Source organism: Bacillus gobiensis, assembly GCF_001278705.1.
Classification (GTDB): domain Bacteria; phylum Bacillota; class Bacilli; order Bacillales; family Bacillaceae; genus Bacillus; species Bacillus gobiensis.
This window is the reverse complement of the sequence record NZ_CP012600.1, coordinates 354748-374996: the sequence shown is the minus strand read 5'-3', so window position 1 is coordinate 374996 and position 20249 is coordinate 354748. Positions and strand designations below refer to the sequence as shown.

The window sequence follows — 20249 nt, the reverse complement described above, 5'->3', positions numbered from 1 at the left end:
CATGTAACCGTTTATTCACCTTATCAATCAAACTGAAAATGAGCATTACACTAATAAATACTATAACTACTGCTATTAAATCAACATGTGTAAACGGCTTATTTATAAATTCATCAGACAGATAAAAAGTAACAATAATTATGCTGATAAATACGAATTGATAAATAAAAAATAGAAAATGCTTCATAAAGCCTCCTTGATTCCTGTATTAATAGTACTTTATGAATAAACTAGTAAATATGAAAAGAGAACTAACAACACAAATAATTCCTGTAGCTTTCTTTTTACTTCTTAAACTTTCAATCCCCATAATAAGAATTGTTACACCTAAGAAAAATTGCAGCAATGGAATTAACATATCATTATCACTTATCAAAGAATAGATTGATAAAATTGCACAAATAGACGCAACCAATAGATAAATTGTTTTGAGCATATAAACCCTCCTCACAAATTATTTATAATCACCATACCCTACAAAATGAGAATCAATGTGACCCGATAAAACGTCGCTTTAACTTTATAATAAAAAATACTAATAGAAAACATTAACTATCTTTTTTCTTTCCAATATTCCTCCACAAGTAATATACAGTCCAAAAACCCATAACTGAAAGCATCGCAAAGAAAAATTTATGTTTTGGGAAGATAGTAAAGCAATGAAATGCCAAGTATTAAGAATGGCGGTATGAGAATGAAGTATTTCTTTTTATCCATAAGAAGTTCCCCTTATTAAGTAATTTGATCTTAATTTTTATTACGGTTTTGGACACTTAAAGTTTCAGATAATGTAGCGAATTCTAATAGTAGTTCTTTATTTTATTATTACTTACATTCCCAGCATATGAACTGTTAGCATGACAATACTGGTATTGAAACATGAATTGGAGAAACAATAGAATCGAATTAGCAAAAAACGGATCAAATCCTAAGGTTTTAGCAGGATTAAAAAACGGGTATTTAGTCATTGTAAATACTAAATTTTCACCCGGATATTGTATTCTGCTTGAATGTGTTTATTACAAATAATTTAACGGTTTCAGAAAGACTAATTTATCCGACATGAGTTGGATAGGTCATGCCGTTTATTTTTATTTGACGATACAAAAATGGTATTTTTTCAAGAAAGGAAGAGATCTATGACAGAACCATTTAGACCCCAATATCATCTAACACCTGTTTCAGAATGGATGAATGATGTTCAACGCCCTATCTATCTTAATGGAGAACATCATCTTTATTATCTTTATAACAAAGATTTTTCCTCAGATGGGAATGGTACAGAATGGGCACATGCTGTTTCTACTGACTTAGTTCACTGGGAGAGAAAGCCCGTAGCGATTGAAAAATATAAAGATTCTGCTGGTGATGCGTGGTCAGGGAGCTGCGTAAGAGACACTGACAACACAGCAGGATTCGGCCATGATGCAATTATTGCAATATTAACGATGCCTCACCCTACATATCAGTGCAATCATCTTTGGTACAGCACAGACGACGGTAATACATTTACACACTACGGTACCGACCCTATTATGCCAAACCCAACAGGAGACTCAGATTTTCGCGATCCGAAAATTATTTGGCACGAACCAACGAAAAAATGGGTAATACTAATGGCGGAAAGTGATAAAATCGGATTTTACACTTCGAGCAATTTAAAAGAGTGGGTATACGTATCATCATTTATAAGAGATGATATAGGTCTTATTGAGTGCCCCGACTTGTTTGAACTTAATGTGGATGATGATCCTAACAATAGAAAATGGGTACTTATGGTCGGAGGAAACGGCTTTAACTATGGACATACTACTGGTTCCTGCTACTTCATAGGCAGTTTTGACGGAACAACATTCCACGCAGAAACTAATGTAGAGTGGTTGGAAAACGGAGCTGACTCTTATTCAGGAGTCACTTGGGATACGCCAAACACGGAGGGCAACTTTCGATATTATATTTCTTGGATGGGCAACTGGGAATATGCGACCAAGGTTCCTTGGGAAAATTTCATAGGAAATGCAAGCATTGTTAGAGAATTAAGATTAAGGTCAACATCAGAGGGGATGAAGCTTTTTCAAATTCCCGTCAGCAGCTTGAGAGAGACATTTGAAGAAATTGCGTTTTTCGATGATCAAACCATACATACCGGAGAAGAAAACATTTTGAAAAATATTCATGAGACATCCTATTCAATTGAATCGACATTTTTTTTAGATGATTCAACTAATGCCAAGTTTGGTATTGCATTAAGGGATGGTATCGGTGAACATACCGATATAGTTTATGATAAAGAGCTCAATGAACTGGTCGTAGATCGCAGTCAAAGCGGGGAAGAACAATTAAATGAATCCATCGCTAATATGAACGTCTACACTAAGACTTATAAAGCTGCAGTGAAACCTATATACGGAAAAATAAAACTCGACATCTTGGTGGATAGAAGTACGGTTGAAGTGTTTGTCAATCATGGCGAACATGTTTTTAGTCTTACCATCTATCCTAAACTAAGTTCAGATGGTCTTCGATTGTGGACAGATGACTGTCTGCACATAGAGTATCTAAAAGTAAAAGCCGTTAAGGAATCTAAGATCTCTTAGCGGAAATATTGAAGTCACTTTGGGGAGGCGAATGTCTCCCCTTTTATTTTGAAAAACTTTTCATAGAATACATTTTTTATGACTTTCACATGAAAAAATTCCTCTTGAACACTAATTTCGTCATCAATTAAAAATCACTTAACAATTCCCATTTTTTTCTTGCATTTACCCTTACCCATAATCGATCTTTCCTTTACCGAGTTTTTACTTTATAGAAACAATTTTAATATTTATGTGTAACCCATTCATTCGATTTGAACATAGCCGCGAGTCTTGCACGTTCTTATCTAATTCAATATGACAAAAAAGAAGTAAAAACAGAGATTAAATTATTAAAGCATATGCTATAATGCAAATTGTTACAGGTATTGTGTACCATGACGTTTATAGCCTTTCGCCGCTCTAAAAAACCTAGAAAATTTTGTACTACTCTATTGACCTAATACCATTATAGTAATGATTGGTACATTTTTATCAGAGAGGAAGAAATTTATGACAGAACATTTTCGGCCGCAATATCATCTGACGCCTTTAACAGAATGGATGAACGACGTACAAAGACCTATTTATATTGATGGAGTACATCATCTTTATTATCTCTACAACAAAGATTATTCTTTAGAAGGAAATGGTACAGAATGGGCGCATGCAGTTTCTACTGACCTAGTACATTGGGAAAGAAAGCCAGTTGCGATAGAAAAGTACAAAGATTCTGCTGGAGATCCCTGGGCAGGTAGTTGTGTTATTGACGTTAATAACACAGCAGGATTCGGCTACAACGCGATTATCGCAATTGTAACGATGCCAAATCCTACATATCAGTGCAACCACCTTTGGTACAGTACAGATGGCGGAAACACATTTACTCATTACGGGACCGAACCAATTATGCATAATCCAACAGGATACACCGATTTCCGTGATCCAAAAATTATTTGGCACGAACCCACAAAAAAATGGATTATGCTAATGGCAGAGAGAGATAAAGTCGGATTTTACACGTCGTACAACTTAAAAGAATGGACATACGTTTCGACATTCGTTAGAGATGATATAGGGATCATTGAATGCCCTGACTTGTTTGAACTTAATATCGACGGTAATCCAGCCAATAAAAAATGGGTGCTTTTGCTCGGTGGAAATGGCTTTAATTATGGTCGTACAACGTGTGCATGCTACTTCTTAGGAAACTTTGACGGAACAAAGTTCTATGCGGAAACGGAGATAGAATGGCTGGAAAACGGAGCTGACTCTTATGCTGGAGTAAGTTGGGATGCACCTTATACGAATGGTAATTACCGTTATTTCGTATCTTGGATGGGCAACTGGAATTATGCTTCTGAAGTTCCTTGGGAAACCTTTATTGGAAACGCAAGTATAGTAAGAGAATTACATCTAAGATCAACCTCTGAAGGGATAAAACTTGTCCAAATCCCAGTTGGGAACTTAAAAGAATCACTTAGAGAAATTGCTTTTTTTGGAGAACAGGTCATCTACACAGGGCAAGAAAATCTCCTGAAAAATATTCATGCGACCTCCTTTGCGGTTGAAACAATGATTATTTACGACTCAACGAGATCGAAATTCGGATTCTCTTTGAGAGATGGGTATGTTAATGGAGAACATACAGTATTAATGTACGTTAAAAGTAACAATGAACTTGTCATAGACCGCAGTAAAAGCGGAATCGTTCATATGAATGAATATCTCGCTAATATGAATGAATTCGCAAGGCAGTATAAAGCTACTGTTAAACCAAGAGATGGAAGGATTAAATTAGAAATTTTTGTTGATCGCAGCACTGTTGAAGTGTTTGTAAATGAAGGAGAATCTGTTTTTAGTCTTTCGATCTTTCCAGATATAAGCTCTGACGGCCTTCGTTTGTGGACGGATGATTGTGTCCATATAGAATATTTAAAAGTAAGAGCCGTAAATGAAGCTGAAGCTATGATCTATTAACAATGGAATGTATCCTAATAGTAATATTCCAAGTAACTAGGTTAAGTATCGATTTGCCGATCGAAATTGCAATAAATACATAATAAAAAACGAGTGATGATGAAGGAAGCAAAATAATCAAGGCTGGGATCAAGCAGTACACTTTTTAAAGAGAGCTAATGACAGTTTCTAATACTATTTGTTAGTATACTTGGTCCCAGCTTTTCGGTTTTAGAATTAGAAAGACGTACCTGGACTTCAACATTTTTCATTTCTGCAGTAATTGAATCAAATCTCCCTGCACAAGTTGGACCATCAATCTCTGGAGTTGGATAAAGTCTAAAACGCCAGCTAATTTCATCGGGTATAAAGGCAAAACCCTCGAAACTGTCATAATCGCCAAAAGAAGATGGACGAGGAAGGTGAACAGCAATAATACTAATACTCGTTCGAGGAAAACTCGGTGTTAATTTTACCTTATAGACCAATGCTGCCCCCTTGGCATTAATAAGATTTTTATCGACAGGTTCTAGGACCATACTGCAAGGCATTATAATTGCACTGGTTTGTATCGGATAAAAAATAACGGCAGCCGTTAGGAATATAAATAAAACTAATCGCTTCATAAAGCACCTCCACACAACTTCTTTGGAGATTAATTTGTCCTATTTATCGACTGATTATTATTATCCTTCAAGATTGCATGTAAAAATTTAATCTGAAATTTATCCGTTATTCTAGACATGATTTTAAAAATAAAGTATCCAATACAAAGTGACACAAGAAAACCAAGTAATAAAGTAGACTTAAAATGCTTATATTTTTTCGATAAGATTGGTACTAAAAAACCTAAAGGGATAAACAATAAAATGTTTCCACCTACATTTTTTATTAAGATTTCAATCATAAATATTATATCACCATCGTAGGCTTTACCTATTTGACCAAAATCTTTTAAAATTGATACAAGCGGTATAAGATTTAAGCAATATTTAATATGTTCTATATTATAATCAATCCATAATGCCAGTGGAAATAATGTCACTGAAACAACCATAAGTATGTATAAAACAAAGAGGAATTTAAACTTCCTTCATCCAAGCTGGTTTTTGATATTTGTAATTAACCCCGATTAAAATACTTGCCAAATTGATATAACATATAATTCCAAACACGATAATTATGCTTCCATTTATTAAAAACAATTCTTTCACTACTTTCGTAAATAAGTTTTATTTACAGCTTACACTTCACTTCCTCTATTTTAACATATTTTCCATTATATTAATGGTGGAAGCAGGCAATTAAAGTGAACCTATAATCAGTGTTTTTTAAAATAAAGGAACTAATAAGTTTATCTTTAAACAATGGGAGAGGTATGTATGCAAAACGTAATTGATCATTTAAATCATTTTTTGGATTGTTTTTTGACGTATTAAGAGCAAAGAAAAAAGACCTCAACATATTCGTTGAAGTCTTGATTCTAAAGGATTTTCGATACCGGTGGTCGGGGTCGAGAATACGGAAAAAGCGTTGATTTATCAGGGTATTAATCTTATCTAGTGTAAAATATGTGTAAAAAATTTTCTTGTGTAAAAAGGCAGCTAATCGGATTATCAGATAGCTGCCTTTAAGCGTGTGTACCATTACTGTCTTTTTCATTTCATCCACATCAACGAATCTTCACCTACATTAACTGCTTTCATGCACTTCAAACACTCAAGGAAAACGGATAACTTTTTTGTCTCTATATCATAAACGCTTCTTGGAATCATTGACTGCCCACAGCAATATATTTTGTCGATCTCAACTTTCAAGTAATTGATCCCCTTTCTAAATTCGTTAAGCGGTTATACAATTTAGACAGCTTAAAACATAGGAGGTACATATAGCACTCCGGAAAGGAAGCTGCCGCTTATCAGAAATACTCAAATCTCTTCAAATGAGCCCAGCAGAATTCTCACGCCGCATGTGTCAAAAACCACAGTATCCCGTTGGATCAGCGGTGAACGAAGATGGGTTTTAACAATGCGGATTTTGCTGCACGTATCCTCAACTGCCATAGTAGAGGACTTGTACGATTGGATTCCAGTAAGCGCGCATAAGGTGGAACACAACCTCTCCCCGGGGAGAATCTTATATGGAAAGGCTAGGCTTATTTTACCATGTTTTTCACATTTTTGGCATGAAAAAACTGACCAATACGTGCCAAAAAACGGCACTAAAGAACCCCTCTAGCTTCAATGCCAAAGGGGCTGTAACTACTCAATCGAAATCGACAAATCTTCTTCGGATTTCACATCCAAATATCTAAAAGAATGTGTCATTTACCCACTCCGTAAGAAACCAAAAAAAGTAGGCAATTAAAACCTACTTTTCTTAACTATTCTTATTTTTCCTTTTAGGATGATTGAAATAATAATTAACAATTGAAGCTATGGAAAGAACAATAGCACTTATCAAAATAACCATGAAACCCAAATTTTTATTAGATGAACTTAAGCCAAATATAAAACAACCTATATAGATTAAAGTAAACAATATATTTAATCCTCTATACAGTTTGATCCCCCCCTTTTTCCATAATTCAATATAAGTTAATTTTCATCCCTTACTTTAGTCGTGGTATTTCCTCTGTAATTAGTGAACTCATAATATACAGTTTTAATTCTAAACTTCTTACCCTTTACAGGGCTCCTTTTAATATATTGTTTAAATGACATATTACCATAAAAGATTTCTCTATAAGAATATGCAGTTCCTCCTAAAAACGCAGCAACCGCTCCAATAGTACCTCCAAAAAATCCAAGACCACCAACTACTACTCCTCCTGCAAATGAACCAGGCCTTCTATCAGGATTTTGATAATAAAGTTTATAACTATCTGGGAGAGAAGTATTAGACATACATTTATAAGCAGGATAACACGCTTCAGCTTTTTTTGACTCTCCAATCATAGAAGTGTTAAAAAGACTAAATACAATTGCAAAAACAATAGCTACCTTTAAAAATTTTTTCATTTAATTTAAACATCCTTTCAAATTTCTGTCTCTCTTAATATATTAACAGAAAATATAGGATATTCAACTATTAATTGTAATTTATAGAAAAATTTTCAATTCGGATTAACCAAGATATATAATGTACACTTCTTCAAAAGTATGTAATCAAGTAATTTTTCAAAAAACAAAATAAAGAACTCAAAAAAAGACCGTCTGTGCAGGACCACTGGACGGTCATACATTAACATGATTCCTCAAGGGGATCGAGGACGCATAATACGGATAAATAAGTTATACATGAACCGCAACTCAAAAGTAGTTATTTTATAGATTTAGAGAAAGACAACTCAACTAAAAAGTTGAATAATAACAGAGATGACAAAGTAAGTTAACAGACCCAACATAAAAAAGAAGATATTCTTTTTAATTATTAAACACTCCTATCAAAAAGTTAGAGAATTTAATACGTAACATAAGACTGATTATGACATAGAAACTCCCTAAAGAATATCAATACTTTATGATCCTTCGACAAAATATTATGAATTATCTATATTGAAAGCGTATCATAGTAAAAATCGATTTACAATAAATAGTATGTTTGGAATAAAGCTATACTCTCATATCCCCTCCAAATACAAACGTTTTGCACTGTAATTTTATTGTAAAACACTGTGGAGCTTCATGAACTAACTATCCCGCTCCGTAGTCTAACAACACAATCAATAAGATTCTTTAACAGAACCTAAATAATATAGGCAAATTAAGATTTCTTATATAAGTTTGATTGAAAATCGGGTTTTTACTTAGAGGAAAATGTCATTTTAGACTCTTTTATCTCTCCCAAAATTCGATTTTGCCGTTTTTACTGCCTCTCCAATAGTGGATAAAATGAAACCATTCTATTGGAGAGGATGATATTTATGAAAGGAAGGCTGACCATCGTTGATTTAACTCCTACAGCAAAAGATAAGAGCAGTAAAGTATTTAAAATTTCATACCATGTAAAAGGAGAAACCATTGAAGGTCACTATTTAGAAATTCAAATGGAAAATAAGTTCGAATGGGTGCTTATCCTCAACAATTGGAAATACATAAATATGAAAGCTTATAAAAAACACTTAAGGTTCCTTAGCCGCCAGCTCAATTCATTTCTTGAAAGTGAGTATGGATTTAAACGAAAACGAATCATTATTAACCACATTTCAAATTTATTAGATCCTCATAATACTGGTGGTCTTTCTTTCTTGAAATGAGAATGTTCTTTTAAATTCTGCATCGAAAGGCATTGAAATATCGAAATCCATTCAATTAGATGAAGAGTGGAAAGAATTGATTTCGGAAGAATTATTGACCCATAGATTAAAAGAAAAAGTATATAGAAAATAATCGTCTAGAGACATGCTTTTTTTGTGTATCGGTCAAAAGGTGTAAGAAAGTTCCTTCCCGTTGCTGATCAATAATCAGTCAAACTCAGATAGATTTATCAGATAGGGGGGATAGAAATGAAAAAGATTTCAGATGAGGGGAAACTTTATTTACTCCATCTCAACTTACCATTGGAGACACCCACGGAAAACTACTTAAAACGGATTTGCCAGGCTCATTTAACAACCTTTCCGTTTGAAAACATAAGCAAATTGCTTTCCTTTCGAGACAAGGATGTAAACATTCCTTCTTATAGCCAGTTTGTTAAAAACTTTACTGCTTCTCATTTTGGAGGTACATGCTACACATTAAATTCTAATTTAATTGTTTTATTAAAGGAACTAGGCTTTGCATGTCATCTCGCCATGCTTGGAAATCAGCACATGGCGATTATTGTGAACATTGATAGTGAAAAAATGTATGTCGATTGCGGTGCGGCTGCTCCTATGTTTAAGCCTGTACGCTTTGAGAGTGACCATCAAAATAGTTCTCGCTTTGGTGAAGATTATGTAAACATTGTACCCGCATCTTCAGAAAATAATAGCTATCGATATATAAGGTATATCAGGGGGAAACAAAGCGGAAAAGCGTGGAATTTTGACTCTAAAAAAGCATATGAAGTGAATGATTTTGCTGATATCATTCAAAAATCGTATATTCCACAGGCTGCGTTTATGTCGATGCTGCGATGTCAGCTATGGCAGATCGATCAGAATAGAAACGTTTCCTTGGTCAATAATCAACTGGGAATTCGTTATTCTAATGGACAAACGATTACTAAAACCTTATCTTGCATTAGTGAAATTGAAGAAGTGATGGCTAATGAATTTTTATTGTCTAAATTGCCGGTTGCAGAAGCAATTGAAGTATTAAAGAGTTTAGGAGTGGATGTTTTTTCTGAAAGGGCCTAAAACTGCTCGCAGACCAACTTTGTTGGGTAAAATACAGGATCATTAAGCAAAGTAAAACTTAATAAATTCAGCAAGCATTTTATTTTTTCTTCGTAGAATGTGAAGGCCTTTAGAAATTTTGTATGAATTAATACAAAAACATACATTCTTTCAAAGGCTTTTTTTACCATAACGATGGGTATTTTTTCTTGTTGAATAAAGAACATACGTTCGTATATAATGAGAACAAAAAGGTGATGTGTGAAATGAACGACATTGAACGTAAAGTCTTTCGAATCATCTTCAATAAGACCCTTTCTCATCAGCCAGTTACCCTAAAACAACTTCAATCCAAAACAGGCCGGACAGAAAAAGATCTGCAGCAGAACATAAAAATTTGATTGCACAAAACAGGATTAAATGGGATAAAGAAAAGAATAAGTGGATTGTTTACACGGATGACGGATATATTTTTTAGGAGAAGGATTTGAAAGGTGATGCGGATTTTATAAAGTTTGTGGATATTGTGGAGGTTAATAAAATTTAATGATCTAAAATCAACTCTAGCCCTCATTTTTTATGGTATATTTAGGTAAAACGAATAAAAGAGGTGTCTATATGATTACTGGTCTGGTTCACTTCCAAGGGAAAAGATGTTTATTTAAGTTGAACGATTTCACTCTCAAGATAGAAGAGATTGAAGATAGGGAAAATTTATACACTAATGACCTTCTTACATTATTAAGCCTTAAAAAAGAAGAGTATCCGGAACAATTATTTGGAGAAACTTTTGAAAATAACAAAGATATTTTTTTCAAATTCCACTACATAATAAAAACTTCTTTAAAAACATATACCGCAAAGATCAATTACTATATATTATTTTCAGAGAAAGGCTATGAGTATGACGGTATAGGTATTACTGCAGATGAATTAAATTGGTTTTATGATATCAGAAATGCATATAAAGCTGAAACTGGAAATGATGGAGAATTAAATTTAGAAACTATACCTTTTAAAAATTTGGAGAAAAACTTCTCTTTTAATCTAAACAAGGACAAACTTCAAGGGAGTCTTAATATATCCAGAAAATTTTCAAGCACTGAACTATCCCCTATTCAATTATATACAGAGTTGACCTTTCACCTTGAGAATACAACGAAAAATTGTGATACTGCGGCAAAGTTATATAATTTAACTAATCAACTATTAAGTTTTCTATGTTATAGAAGAAATATTACATTTAATACAATTACTCTTAAAAAGAAAGATTCATCTGGTCTTTATAGAAAAGTTGGCCAATTATTTATTAATGAGAAAAAAAGCAACATTACTGAAGAAAAGAAACTAATAAGAGAAAGATTAATAGGGCTTCCTCTTATTGAAGACAATCTTAGTTCTTTGTTTCAAAAATTAGCAGATAAAAATATATATTTGTCTCATATTCCTCAAGATTCCAAAGATCAAAATTATATTACACCTGCACGTTTCATTTTAGTAACGGCACGATTCGAATGGCAATTTCCTATTACTTTTGATTCTTATAAAGACGAGTTTAAATTCAAAGCCCAAAAACAAGAAATAATCTCATTTTTAGTGAAAAAAGTTGCTGAAAACAGTGGTGAACTAAAAAAATATTTCAAAAGTGTTAAAAGAAATATTGAAAGAACCGATTTAACACTTGCCAAGAAAATAAATTTTGCATTAAATCATTTCAAAGGAGAATTAGAAATTTTCATAAAAAATCTATACGAATTAGACGATCCGAATTTGTCAGAGATATCTGATAGAATTCAAGAGCAAAGAAACAATTTTGCTCATGGTAATATTAGTAAAGAAATAAATCCTAGAATAACACGTGATTTTTTTGTTTTAGAATGGCTAAACTACGCGATGATTTTAAGGGATCTTGGGGTTAGCCCACATAACATTAAAATAGCAATCAACAATTTATTCCAACAACGTATGGCAATCTGAATGATTGTTATTCACAAAAAAACTTTTCCAACAGAAAATGTAGCCCTTCCGTATGGAAGGGCTTGGCTTTTTTGATTACTCTTTCGTGATATACGTTGATATACCTTTCTTTTTAAGCTCCTTGGCTAATTTTTCTGCATTTCCTTTATCTTTAAACGCACCTGTTTGCACTTTATACAGATCGTCTTTATTACCGTCTTTCTTTGGTGGTTTTGGAGCTGGTTTCGGCTCATGAACTGACTTTCCTGTGATTGCTTTTACAATTGCATTAGCAATATCGTTCATTTTCGCATTTAGAATCTTCATATCGTTTTTGCTATCAATAAAACATACCTCGATCAAAATAGCCGGAGCTGATGTATGGCGAAGGAAATAAAGTTCCTTGCGCTCTTTAGCACCACGGTTTTTATATCCAGTCACTTTTGCAATCGCTTCTGATACTTTAGCAGCAAGTGCTTTTTCAGAGTAATAAAGGACCTCACATCCGGTGCCTCCACCAGCGTTTAGATGGATTGATACATCAAGTCGGCCACCTTTTGGTTGAGCATTACATTTCTTAGCTTGTTCCACCAAGACGGCACTAGGAGTAGATGCACTTGACGTAGTATCTATTGCATTTACACCAACTGATTTCAACCTTGCAATCACTTTGTCTTTAATCATTAGAGCGTATTCATGTTCTTTGTAACCAAAAGCTCCTGCACCTGGTGCTTTTTCGCTGTGACCACCATTAACTGTTATAAGTTTGTGACCCATTTTTCATCGTCTCCTTATTATTTGGTTTTCAAAGAAAAAAGCCGCCCGGAGGAAACTTATTTAGATTTGCCCTTTAACACTTCTACGGCATTTTTAATTTGCTCAGGCACCGGAAGCCCCGTTTTCCCGGCATTTTCTACGATGGATAGCAACTCATTGGCCAGATAAAAATAGATGGCCGCATCCCTGAAAATATGACCCTCACCGAGTGCTGTATCGATTAAATGGGTGACAGCGACCATAACAAAAATCATGATTTTTTTGGATATTCCCAAGAACCCAACTTTGCTTTTTAACTCGCCATTGTATCCGGCAGCAATAATCCCTGTAATGTAATCAATCACGACAAAAGCGAGCAATATTTGAATCAATACCGACCAACCCCCAAATAAATATCCTGTCGCCGCGCCAAATGCTGAGGCACCAAACTTGTAAAATAAATCTAAGCGTTCCACTTCTGTTCCTCCTTATTGGCAAAATAAAAAGAGCCTGTTGGCTCGTGTGAAAAATAAAATCAGAAATTATTTGTTCTACTGATAAATTCATGAAAAGTATTGTTATTAACACTGTAATCAATTTCAGTTATCAGTGAATTAACTTCTTGTTGTATTTCTTTTATAGTATCTATAGAGCTATATCCTCTTAAATTAATTAACTCCTCTAGCTTATCAACTGTCCCTTTTTTTCCTAAAGCTAAATAACCAACTTTTTGATGCATAACTACTTTTTCAATAGCAAATTTTTCATCATTGGTAAATACATAGAAAACAATTTCGTTTAATTCATTTAACCCACATATTACTATGTGAAGATCAATTCTTTTAAATTTACTTTTTGGTATATCCTCCAAAATTACTTTCCTGATATTATTTGCGAAAATTTCTATACTTCCTTGTGATTGATTTAACCAATATGAAGATATACTCAATAAGCTTTTTGATTGGTTATGACTCCCAGTAGCCCCAATAATTATTTTATCTGAAACTTTCAATATTTTCTTATACTCTTCTCCTACTGGATTTTCTCCATCAGATAACCTTCCATCACTCATAATGGAAATAAAATCTTTGGTTGCTACAACTGTTATTAATGACATTGTTATCCCTCCTAGATCACTCCCTACTAATATAGCATTTTCATATATTTTCTATTCATCACTTCTTAAAAATTCCTATTGTGTAACATTTGATTCAACTGTACTAATACGAAATGGAGCTTCTGAAACCCTCATGTTAATTTGTTCAGCAGAAATCGTATCGCTGCTTTCTGTCTCGTTTAATCTTTCTGCTATACTCCTATCCTTTTTTAGGGAGAGGAACTCAATCAATTCAGATGGAGTGCATTCAATAGTTATACCGTCAAACAACATTTTCAAAATAATCACCTCCTTAAAGGGAAAATTATTACGTTGTCGGCTCAGAGATCGGTGTAATCCTGACCACCGAATAACGTTGCACAACCACATCCCCAAGCGCACTCATAGTCCTAGAATCATCATTCAAAAGATCAGCAATTTCTTGCGGAATATAATTGTCTACTTGCGCTGTAATGGTAGTGCCATCATTCAACCTGACCTCAACATTTCCCAGTGTCTCGCGTTCAGGTACGATCCTAGACACTTGTTGCCGCTGCACGACTGAACTGCCGATCACAACCATGACCTTTTTTTGATCGTTCAGCATGTCAGCAATAGCTTGTGCTGAGTAATTTTCAAACGAACCTTTGATTTCGGTATTATCGAACAGTTTTATTGCTACATTCATCATTGATTCCTCCCTTAATTATGAACAAAAATAAAAAAGCCCTTATTCAGCGCTTTGTGGTTCCTCGATAATCTCTGCAGTTGTTGAATCTGCTATTTTCTTTTTCAATTCTTCATTTTCGTTTTTCAGTGTTTCCAGCTCATGTTGCAGCTGCTGGTTTTCAAATTCCTTATTTGTGGCCATACCTTTGAACAATGCTTTTTCATAGCTTAACTTTGAGATTTGTTCTTGCAAATCTTCCATCATAAAATCAACTGTGCTTTTTTGTGCCATTATTATATTCCCTCCTAAGGTTTAACCATAAGTACATCAACGAAAATATATTCGCTTGAAGTGAACGTTCTATTACCCGCTACTACAATATCGAAGGACGAGCTGTTCACATTTTCCGTATAAACCAAAGTTATATTACTTGCTGACACGCAACCGGTTTGCCAACGGATTGTACACATAACTCTTGGAGTGAACCCTAGATTATGCGGTATGGTTCGTCGCATACGGTTAATCGCTGGGTTCAATCCATACACTGTGTACTGTGCAGCTCTTACTGTATTGTTCGTGTGGACTGGAGACCCCTCCACGTTCAGCCAACCATGAAAATCATGTCCGTCAGCTCTGTGGTCTATTACACCTTCATAATAAGTTATCGTTCCTGTCGTAAAACCCCAAGTTCTCCAATTAATAGATCCGTATTCTATCTCTACGTTACCAGCATTCAATTTTCCTGAAAAATTACCAGTTGCACCATTCAAAGTTACCGCATTTAAAGTTCCGGCATTGACCGTCCCTAAGTTAGCTGTAATAGCTGATAAGGAACTAACGTTTATCTTGTCAGCTGTCACGGCATCTGTGGCTAGTGCATCAGTTGTAATGGAACCGTTGACGATTAATTCAGTATTTGTCTTTCTCCTAACAACAACATTAGTAAACCACCATCTTCCAAAATTGTCCCATCCATTCTGTTGAATTTGTATCCTCGCTTGTGTGAATCCCTCCGGAACCGTCAATTCACCACTAGAAGTTGCCCAACTGGATTGTGGATTCCTATATACCCATGACCAACTACGAGTTCCATCTCGCTTTTGAAATTCAAAACCTATACCTAGTTGGTGAGGTGAATCTATCGAAAAGCAATCAACAGAGACAAAGAACTTGTCTCCTCCTTTAACAGGGAAATAGTCTCCATGTACAACATCCCTTTTCCGAGTTTCTCCTACATATTTGTTAGGTTTATCTGCCCAATCAGGATTACCAACCCAGTTTAAACCGTACCAATCTGCACTTTTATTGCCATCAAAATCTGGATTAGAACACAGATTAGTAAAATCGCCAACAAGAAGCTTACTTGTGGGAATTTTGACAGATTCCGGACTTACTAAGATAGCACTCATGACCCCGTTCTTCTCAACTTTTGCGGCAATCTGCCCAGCTTGTACGGATAAGTTTGCTTCCGTGCTGCTTATGCGACTGGTAAGATCGTTCATAATGATATCGTAATCAGATTGTTTAACACGTATGTTGACCTCATTTGACAGTTGATTGATTATTGATTCAGATGTGGAAAGACGGGAATTAATACCCGAAATACTTGTATCAATATCCTCAGGTGCTGGAGTCCAGTCTGTAGCACGATTCCCTAACTCTATTTTCAGATTAGAAATAGTTAGCTTTCCACCATTCACATAGTCTACTCTTACAAACATTCTCGTATCTGATCCAGTTGAATTATTGATATTGACTGTATTGGTAAAATGACCGCTTCTGTTTTTTATACTATTTGCAATTCCTTGCCATCCTAACCCACTTCCAAATTGAACCGTAAACCAACTACTATCAGAGAGGATTGCATCATCACTGAATTTGTAATCAAATGATACAGTGATCTCTTTGCCCCAAATTTCTGTATTATACGATTGCATATTGAAAGTCTGGTTCTGTTTGTTGGTCAATGTCCCTGTTGTGAAACTTTTTGATTTATAGACATAGTTTCTTGTACCGAAAGACAAGTTATTAAACTCGGACTTGGTAACCCTTGCTTCTATCTGTCCAGCCTGAACATTCAATTGTCCTTCAGCTGTAGATATTCTTCCAGCTAAAGAATCAACAGTCGAATTATTGGCTTTTAAAGCGATGGCATCGCTATTAATAGAGATGGATGCCTCTGCTTCTGAAAGCCGACGATTGGTTTGGTCAAGTGAGGTCTTATCTGCTTTTAGTGAAATGTTCGATTCATTTTGAGAAATGCTTGTCTCAGCTGAATCCAACCGTTCCACAATGCCATTTTTATCCGTCGCATAAGTGGTGACGGACACTTTATTGTTTAAAGAATTATCAACGTCCGATTTGGTGTAGGTGTTAGCTTTTTCAGCCTTAGAAACAAGCTGTCCGTTGACGTAATCCAATCCAGCTTTTTCGGCAATATTTTGTGTAATCTCTTGTACTTTTTGATTGTAAGTATTGGTATTTACTTTTCCATCCACTGAAACAATGCTAGGTGTTAATTGTTCCCACGCTGAACCTGTCCACCTGTGAAATGTAAAATTGGTTGTTCTAAGCCACAATTGTCCGACAACATAGCCACCACCTGTTGGTTCATTATCTTGTCTAATGATAGATAATTCCCTTTGGGATACTTCGTGTTCGATTTCATCTATGGTCTCTTCCACTTGATCCAGTTGATCATTGGTATATTCAATTGCCCCAGAATCATCGGTATACTTAGATGCTTTCGACCAGTCAGCTGAAGAAAACGGCTGCCCTGCTGCTTTTGCACCTTGACACCGCATGATATCTCCAGAATTACCTTGTGTCCACAAATCCCCTACCTCGTAAGGAGGAGTAGGCTGGTTAACAAATACACGCCTTTTTGAATCTGCTGTATCCTGTGCTTTAGAGGCATCCGAAAGTGCTTTTGTAACATCATTATCCGTGAGCCTAATCCATTGATAATTGGATCCCTCGAGCGTAAAACGATAGGAATAACCTGTTGATGTATTGTAAAACAAGTCACCAAGATGATTGTTTTTCTGATCGTTGGTTGTCCAACCACTGGCTGGCACGTTCATCAATGACGGCTCATAATCATAAAACCAAGATGTGATATTGCCGTCTATTTGATTCTGGATTTCTGATAAATCTTGATTATAAGTGATTGCGTCTACATAGTTTTCAAGCTGAGAATCGGTATACTGATTCGCCTGATCTCTTGCATTGTTAGCCTTATCTTGTGCGCCACCTGGCGTTTCCGCGTTAATATCCTTGGCTTCGAGTGGAGAAAAGGGGATCCACCCGCTGCCGTCCCAGCTATGAGGAATATCGACTGGTCCGCCTGTCTTTATCCAAATAATCGTTGCTTTTCCGACAGGAGGATTTGGGCTTTTTATGACCCTTGTCGCATAAAGAGACTGCAAATCTTTCCACAGCCGCATAACATCCTCTTCTTCATATTCGATCACTTCACCAAGGGTGTAGACTTTTTTCGACTCATCAAAAATAGATCGGTTGATTTGGATTACTCTCGAATCCAGGTAAATTTCGGGCTCAAAGGATTCGTCTTTGATTTTCGCAGAATCCCCGATACGGGTTATCTCGTGTTCATAGCCTAAAATATGTTCTAGTGATGCGCCTTCTACCTCATAATTTACAGCTGCTGCGATCCGTTTTTTAAGCTCTGTTTCTCCCAGCTGCTTTAATCGATCCATCGTCATATTTTGATCGTTGGACTCAGGCTCATAAATCTCTATCAGGTGCTGCCCTTTTCGGTTCCAATTCTGAAAAGCTTCGTTGTTTGTAACCGTGACGGTCAGCCGCGTGCCGTCCTCCCGTTCTGGACCGATACAAAATAAAGCCGTAACCACCCGGCTAGGATCAATGGTTCTCTTGATATCAATTAAATCTTTGCCAAATTTGATTTCTTTGCCACGATTCATTCCCTGTTTTTTTAGAAAATCAACATAACGGCCAGTCACTTTATCGCCGTCCGTTGTCACCCGAAAGACGAGCTCACATTCAAATAATGAGACGATCGCTTTCAATGCCTCATAAGCGCTTAAATGCTTTTCTATCGTCCATTTCCGAATGCCGGAGTATTCAACTGTACCCACTTGCCATTCAAGACCAGAAAGAACAAATTCCGCCGCACTTTCTACCGTTTGTCCGTCCCGTTCTGCAGGAGCAATGACTTTCGACTTCTGCAAATCTGTGTAGGAAGCAACCGAATAGATTTCTGTTTGCTTACTTACACGACTTTCGTAAATCTTATCTACGATAAATTCTCGATAGTCGCCTTCTTCCGCCGGAATCAAGAGCCGGGAACGTCCTTTGATCTGATTCATCCCGTCAGCATCGGTAGGTGCAATAAAATCAAAGGTTTCCTCATTAAGCGACCGAGAATGTGTGTCTTCAAGGGCAAAGTCGACCCAGCCGACAAGTTCGTCTGTTTGATGATGTAAGACATGTATCATTTAAAACGATCCCTCCACCTGACTTTCACATGATCGATGGCTTCATAAGGATTAAAAACGAGCGAATTCATCCCTTTTGCCAATTCAAAAAAGCGAGCGCCAAAGTCTTTTCGCATGAACAGTTCACCATTTTTAAAAATTCTCGATGCTTTGTGATCGAAAGTAAACGCGTCTCCGGATTCCCCGATGTATTCGACACCATTTTCTTGTTGATTGACGGAAGATACTTCTGCTCCCCGAAATCGTGCCTTTCCGGGAGTATTTTTATTGTTCGCTCCGATGTGTAACCCTACTGCCGCTAAATCTTCTTGATATTCGTTATTTAAGTCATTAAACGTAAAAGCATATTTTTCACTTGTTAAAATTTCTCCGTTGTCGACTCTTTGCTGTGCAACATGTGCTGTAAATCTTGTCCCCACTTTTTCAATATCGATATATCCTAAGAAACTGCGAAATTTCCATTTTTGGTTGACGAAATAGGTTGATTTACCACCGCTTCTGATATTGACCTCGACTTCAACTTCTGAGGAAGCATGCCTCACTAGTGCCACAAGCTTTCCGATCGGCTGACCAGATGTATTAAGCAGATAAGCTTCGCATCTTGTGATCTGTCCATGATTCGAACTCACATTAAAGAAAACTCGGAAATAGTAATCGGATAGCACCGACCCGATGGATTGCATGACAGCTGGACCATGCCATGCACTTCCCGTTCCATAATCAGTTGCAACAAAATCGCCATTTTGAATGCTAATTGTACCTGTTTTCACACCACCGTCCGGTACATATGAGGCAGATGCCCACCCGGTCATCGTAGGAGTTGATTCCCACACTTTTTGATATTTTTCATATGGTGCTTCTTCTGTTGATTCGGATTTCCCTATCCGCATATAATCCTTTTCGCCAATAATGTCGAGATAAGTGGTCTTATCTTTTAGTTCGACCTCGAACATAGGGGGCGTTGGGAGTGTACCAGTGTTTTCAATTAAGATTCCACTTTGCAAGGTCTCCTGATTGTAGTAGCCAACCGCTTCTGCTGTCCGATATTTATAGGGGTCTGGGCAGATAAATGAAATGACACCTGTTCCATAATAAACTAACTCATCTAAATCAAAACTCCCGTCTACCTGAGCATAATAAATACGGTTTGGCTCATCATCAAAAATGAGTTCTACCGGATCATCGGTTATCAGCCAATCTGCCAAATCTTCTTTCAATAATTGCAAATCCGTCATATTCTCTGCTTCAATAAAAACGGGAATATCTAACGGTCTTGGCTCTATATCTGGAAGTGAATTTAATCCACCCGAGAGCCCAGGAACAGTTAGAATATTTCTCCGGATTGGTGCCCATGTAGGGCGTTTCCTTCCACGTAAAACAGTGAGGTAAGAACGACGTTGCCCGTTAAATGTGAAACTTCCCATTTGTCTTACCT

Annotated in this window: 18 protein-coding genes; 6 read left to right on the top strand and 12 right to left on the bottom strand. The window is 36.0% G+C overall.

Features of this window, described 5'->3' with window-relative positions; all coding sequences use genetic code 11:
- Positions 1–208: 208 nt before the first annotated feature.
- Positions 209–436: a DUF3953 domain-containing protein gene (locus AM592_RS01860; RefSeq protein WP_053602199.1), complete on the bottom strand. Its 228-nt coding sequence runs from the start codon at positions 434–436 to the stop codon at positions 209–211.
- A gap of 703 nt (positions 437–1139) precedes the next feature.
- Between AM592_RS01860 and AM592_RS01855 the strand changes: the two genes are divergently transcribed.
- Positions 1140–2597: a glycoside hydrolase family 32 protein gene (locus tag AM592_RS01855; protein ID WP_053602198.1), complete on the top strand. Its 1458-nt coding sequence runs from the start codon at positions 1140–1142 to the stop codon at positions 2595–2597.
- A gap of 492 nt (positions 2598–3089) precedes the next feature.
- Complete coding sequence (locus AM592_RS01850; RefSeq protein WP_053602197.1) at positions 3090–4556, top strand: glycoside hydrolase family 32 protein; 1467 nt, start codon at positions 3090–3092, stop codon at positions 4554–4556.
- A 155-nt stretch (positions 4557–4711) separates the two neighbouring features.
- Here the strand turns inward: AM592_RS01850 and AM592_RS01845 are convergent, their stop codons facing one another.
- From AM592_RS01845 to AM592_RS01830, 3 genes are all read right to left on the bottom strand, one after another.
- Complete coding sequence (locus tag AM592_RS01845; RefSeq protein WP_053602196.1) at positions 4712–5161, bottom strand: YoqH family protein; 450 nt, start codon at positions 5159–5161, stop codon at positions 4712–4714.
- Between the two features lie 29 nt (positions 5162–5190).
- The gene (locus AM592_RS01840; protein WP_225970366.1) at positions 5191–5598 is read right to left on the bottom strand and encodes a VanZ family protein; all 408 of its coding nucleotides are present in this window, start codon (positions 5596–5598) and stop codon (positions 5191–5193) included.
- A 1534-nt stretch (positions 5599–7132) separates the two neighbouring features.
- The gene (locus tag AM592_RS01830; protein ID WP_053602193.1) at positions 7133–7555 is read right to left on the bottom strand and encodes a hypothetical protein; all 423 of its coding nucleotides are present in this window, start codon (positions 7553–7555) and stop codon (positions 7133–7135) included.
- A 905-nt stretch (positions 7556–8460) separates the two neighbouring features.
- Between AM592_RS01830 and AM592_RS01825 the strand changes: the two genes are divergently transcribed.
- From AM592_RS01825 to AM592_RS01810, 4 genes are all read left to right on the top strand, one after another.
- On the top strand, positions 8461–8793 hold the full coding sequence (locus AM592_RS01825; protein WP_053602192.1) for a hypothetical protein: 333 nt from the start codon (positions 8461–8463) through the stop codon (positions 8791–8793).
- A gap of 249 nt (positions 8794–9042) precedes the next feature.
- The gene (locus AM592_RS01820; RefSeq protein ID WP_053602191.1) at positions 9043–9876 is read left to right on the top strand and encodes an arylamine N-acetyltransferase; all 834 of its coding nucleotides are present in this window, start codon (positions 9043–9045) and stop codon (positions 9874–9876) included.
- 245 nt (positions 9877–10121) lie between these two features.
- On the top strand, positions 10122–10256 hold the full coding sequence (locus tag AM592_RS24920; RefSeq protein WP_264080148.1) for a hypothetical protein: 135 nt from the start codon (positions 10122–10124) through the stop codon (positions 10254–10256).
- A 217-nt stretch (positions 10257–10473) separates the two neighbouring features.
- Positions 10474–11832 carry a hypothetical protein gene (locus tag AM592_RS01810; RefSeq protein WP_053602189.1) on the top strand — a complete coding sequence of 453 codons (1359 nt, stop codon included), beginning with the start codon at positions 10474–10476 and terminating at the stop codon, positions 11830–11832.
- A gap of 75 nt (positions 11833–11907) precedes the next feature.
- Here the strand turns inward: AM592_RS01810 and AM592_RS01805 are convergent, their stop codons facing one another.
- The 8 genes from AM592_RS01805 to AM592_RS01770 form a co-directional block, all read right to left on the bottom strand.
- On the bottom strand, positions 11908–12588 hold the full coding sequence (locus AM592_RS01805) for an N-acetylmuramoyl-L-alanine amidase (RefSeq protein ID WP_053602188.1): 681 nt from the start codon (positions 12586–12588) through the stop codon (positions 11908–11910).
- Between the two features lie 56 nt (positions 12589–12644).
- Entirely contained in the window at positions 12645–13043 is a 399-nt protein-coding gene (locus AM592_RS01800) for a phage holin family protein (protein WP_053602187.1), read from the bottom strand.
- Positions 13044–13102: 59 nt separating this feature from the next.
- A complete protein-coding gene (locus tag AM592_RS01795; RefSeq protein WP_053602186.1) occupies positions 13103–13684 on the bottom strand; it encodes an Ntn hydrolase family protein in 582 nt (193 codons plus the stop codon).
- Positions 13685–13759: 75 nt separating this feature from the next.
- Positions 13760–13963, bottom strand: coding sequence for a hypothetical protein (locus tag AM592_RS01790; protein WP_053602185.1), 204 nt, complete (start codon positions 13961–13963; stop codon positions 13760–13762).
- A gap of 28 nt (positions 13964–13991) precedes the next feature.
- Complete coding sequence (locus tag AM592_RS01785; RefSeq protein ID WP_148564300.1) at positions 13992–14354, bottom strand: hypothetical protein; 363 nt, start codon at positions 14352–14354, stop codon at positions 13992–13994.
- A gap of 39 nt (positions 14355–14393) precedes the next feature.
- Positions 14394–14624, bottom strand: coding sequence for a hypothetical protein (locus AM592_RS01780; RefSeq protein WP_053602183.1), 231 nt, complete (start codon positions 14622–14624; stop codon positions 14394–14396).
- A gap of 14 nt (positions 14625–14638) precedes the next feature.
- Entirely contained in the window at positions 14639–18814 is a 4176-nt protein-coding gene (locus AM592_RS01775; protein WP_053602182.1) for a phage tail spike protein, read from the bottom strand.
- Complete coding sequence (locus tag AM592_RS01770) at positions 18811–20238, bottom strand: distal tail protein Dit (protein WP_053602181.1); 1428 nt, start codon at positions 20236–20238, stop codon at positions 18811–18813. Before AM592_RS01770 ends, AM592_RS01775 begins: the two co-directional genes overlap by 4 nt.
- Positions 20239–20249 lie beyond the last annotated feature (11 nt).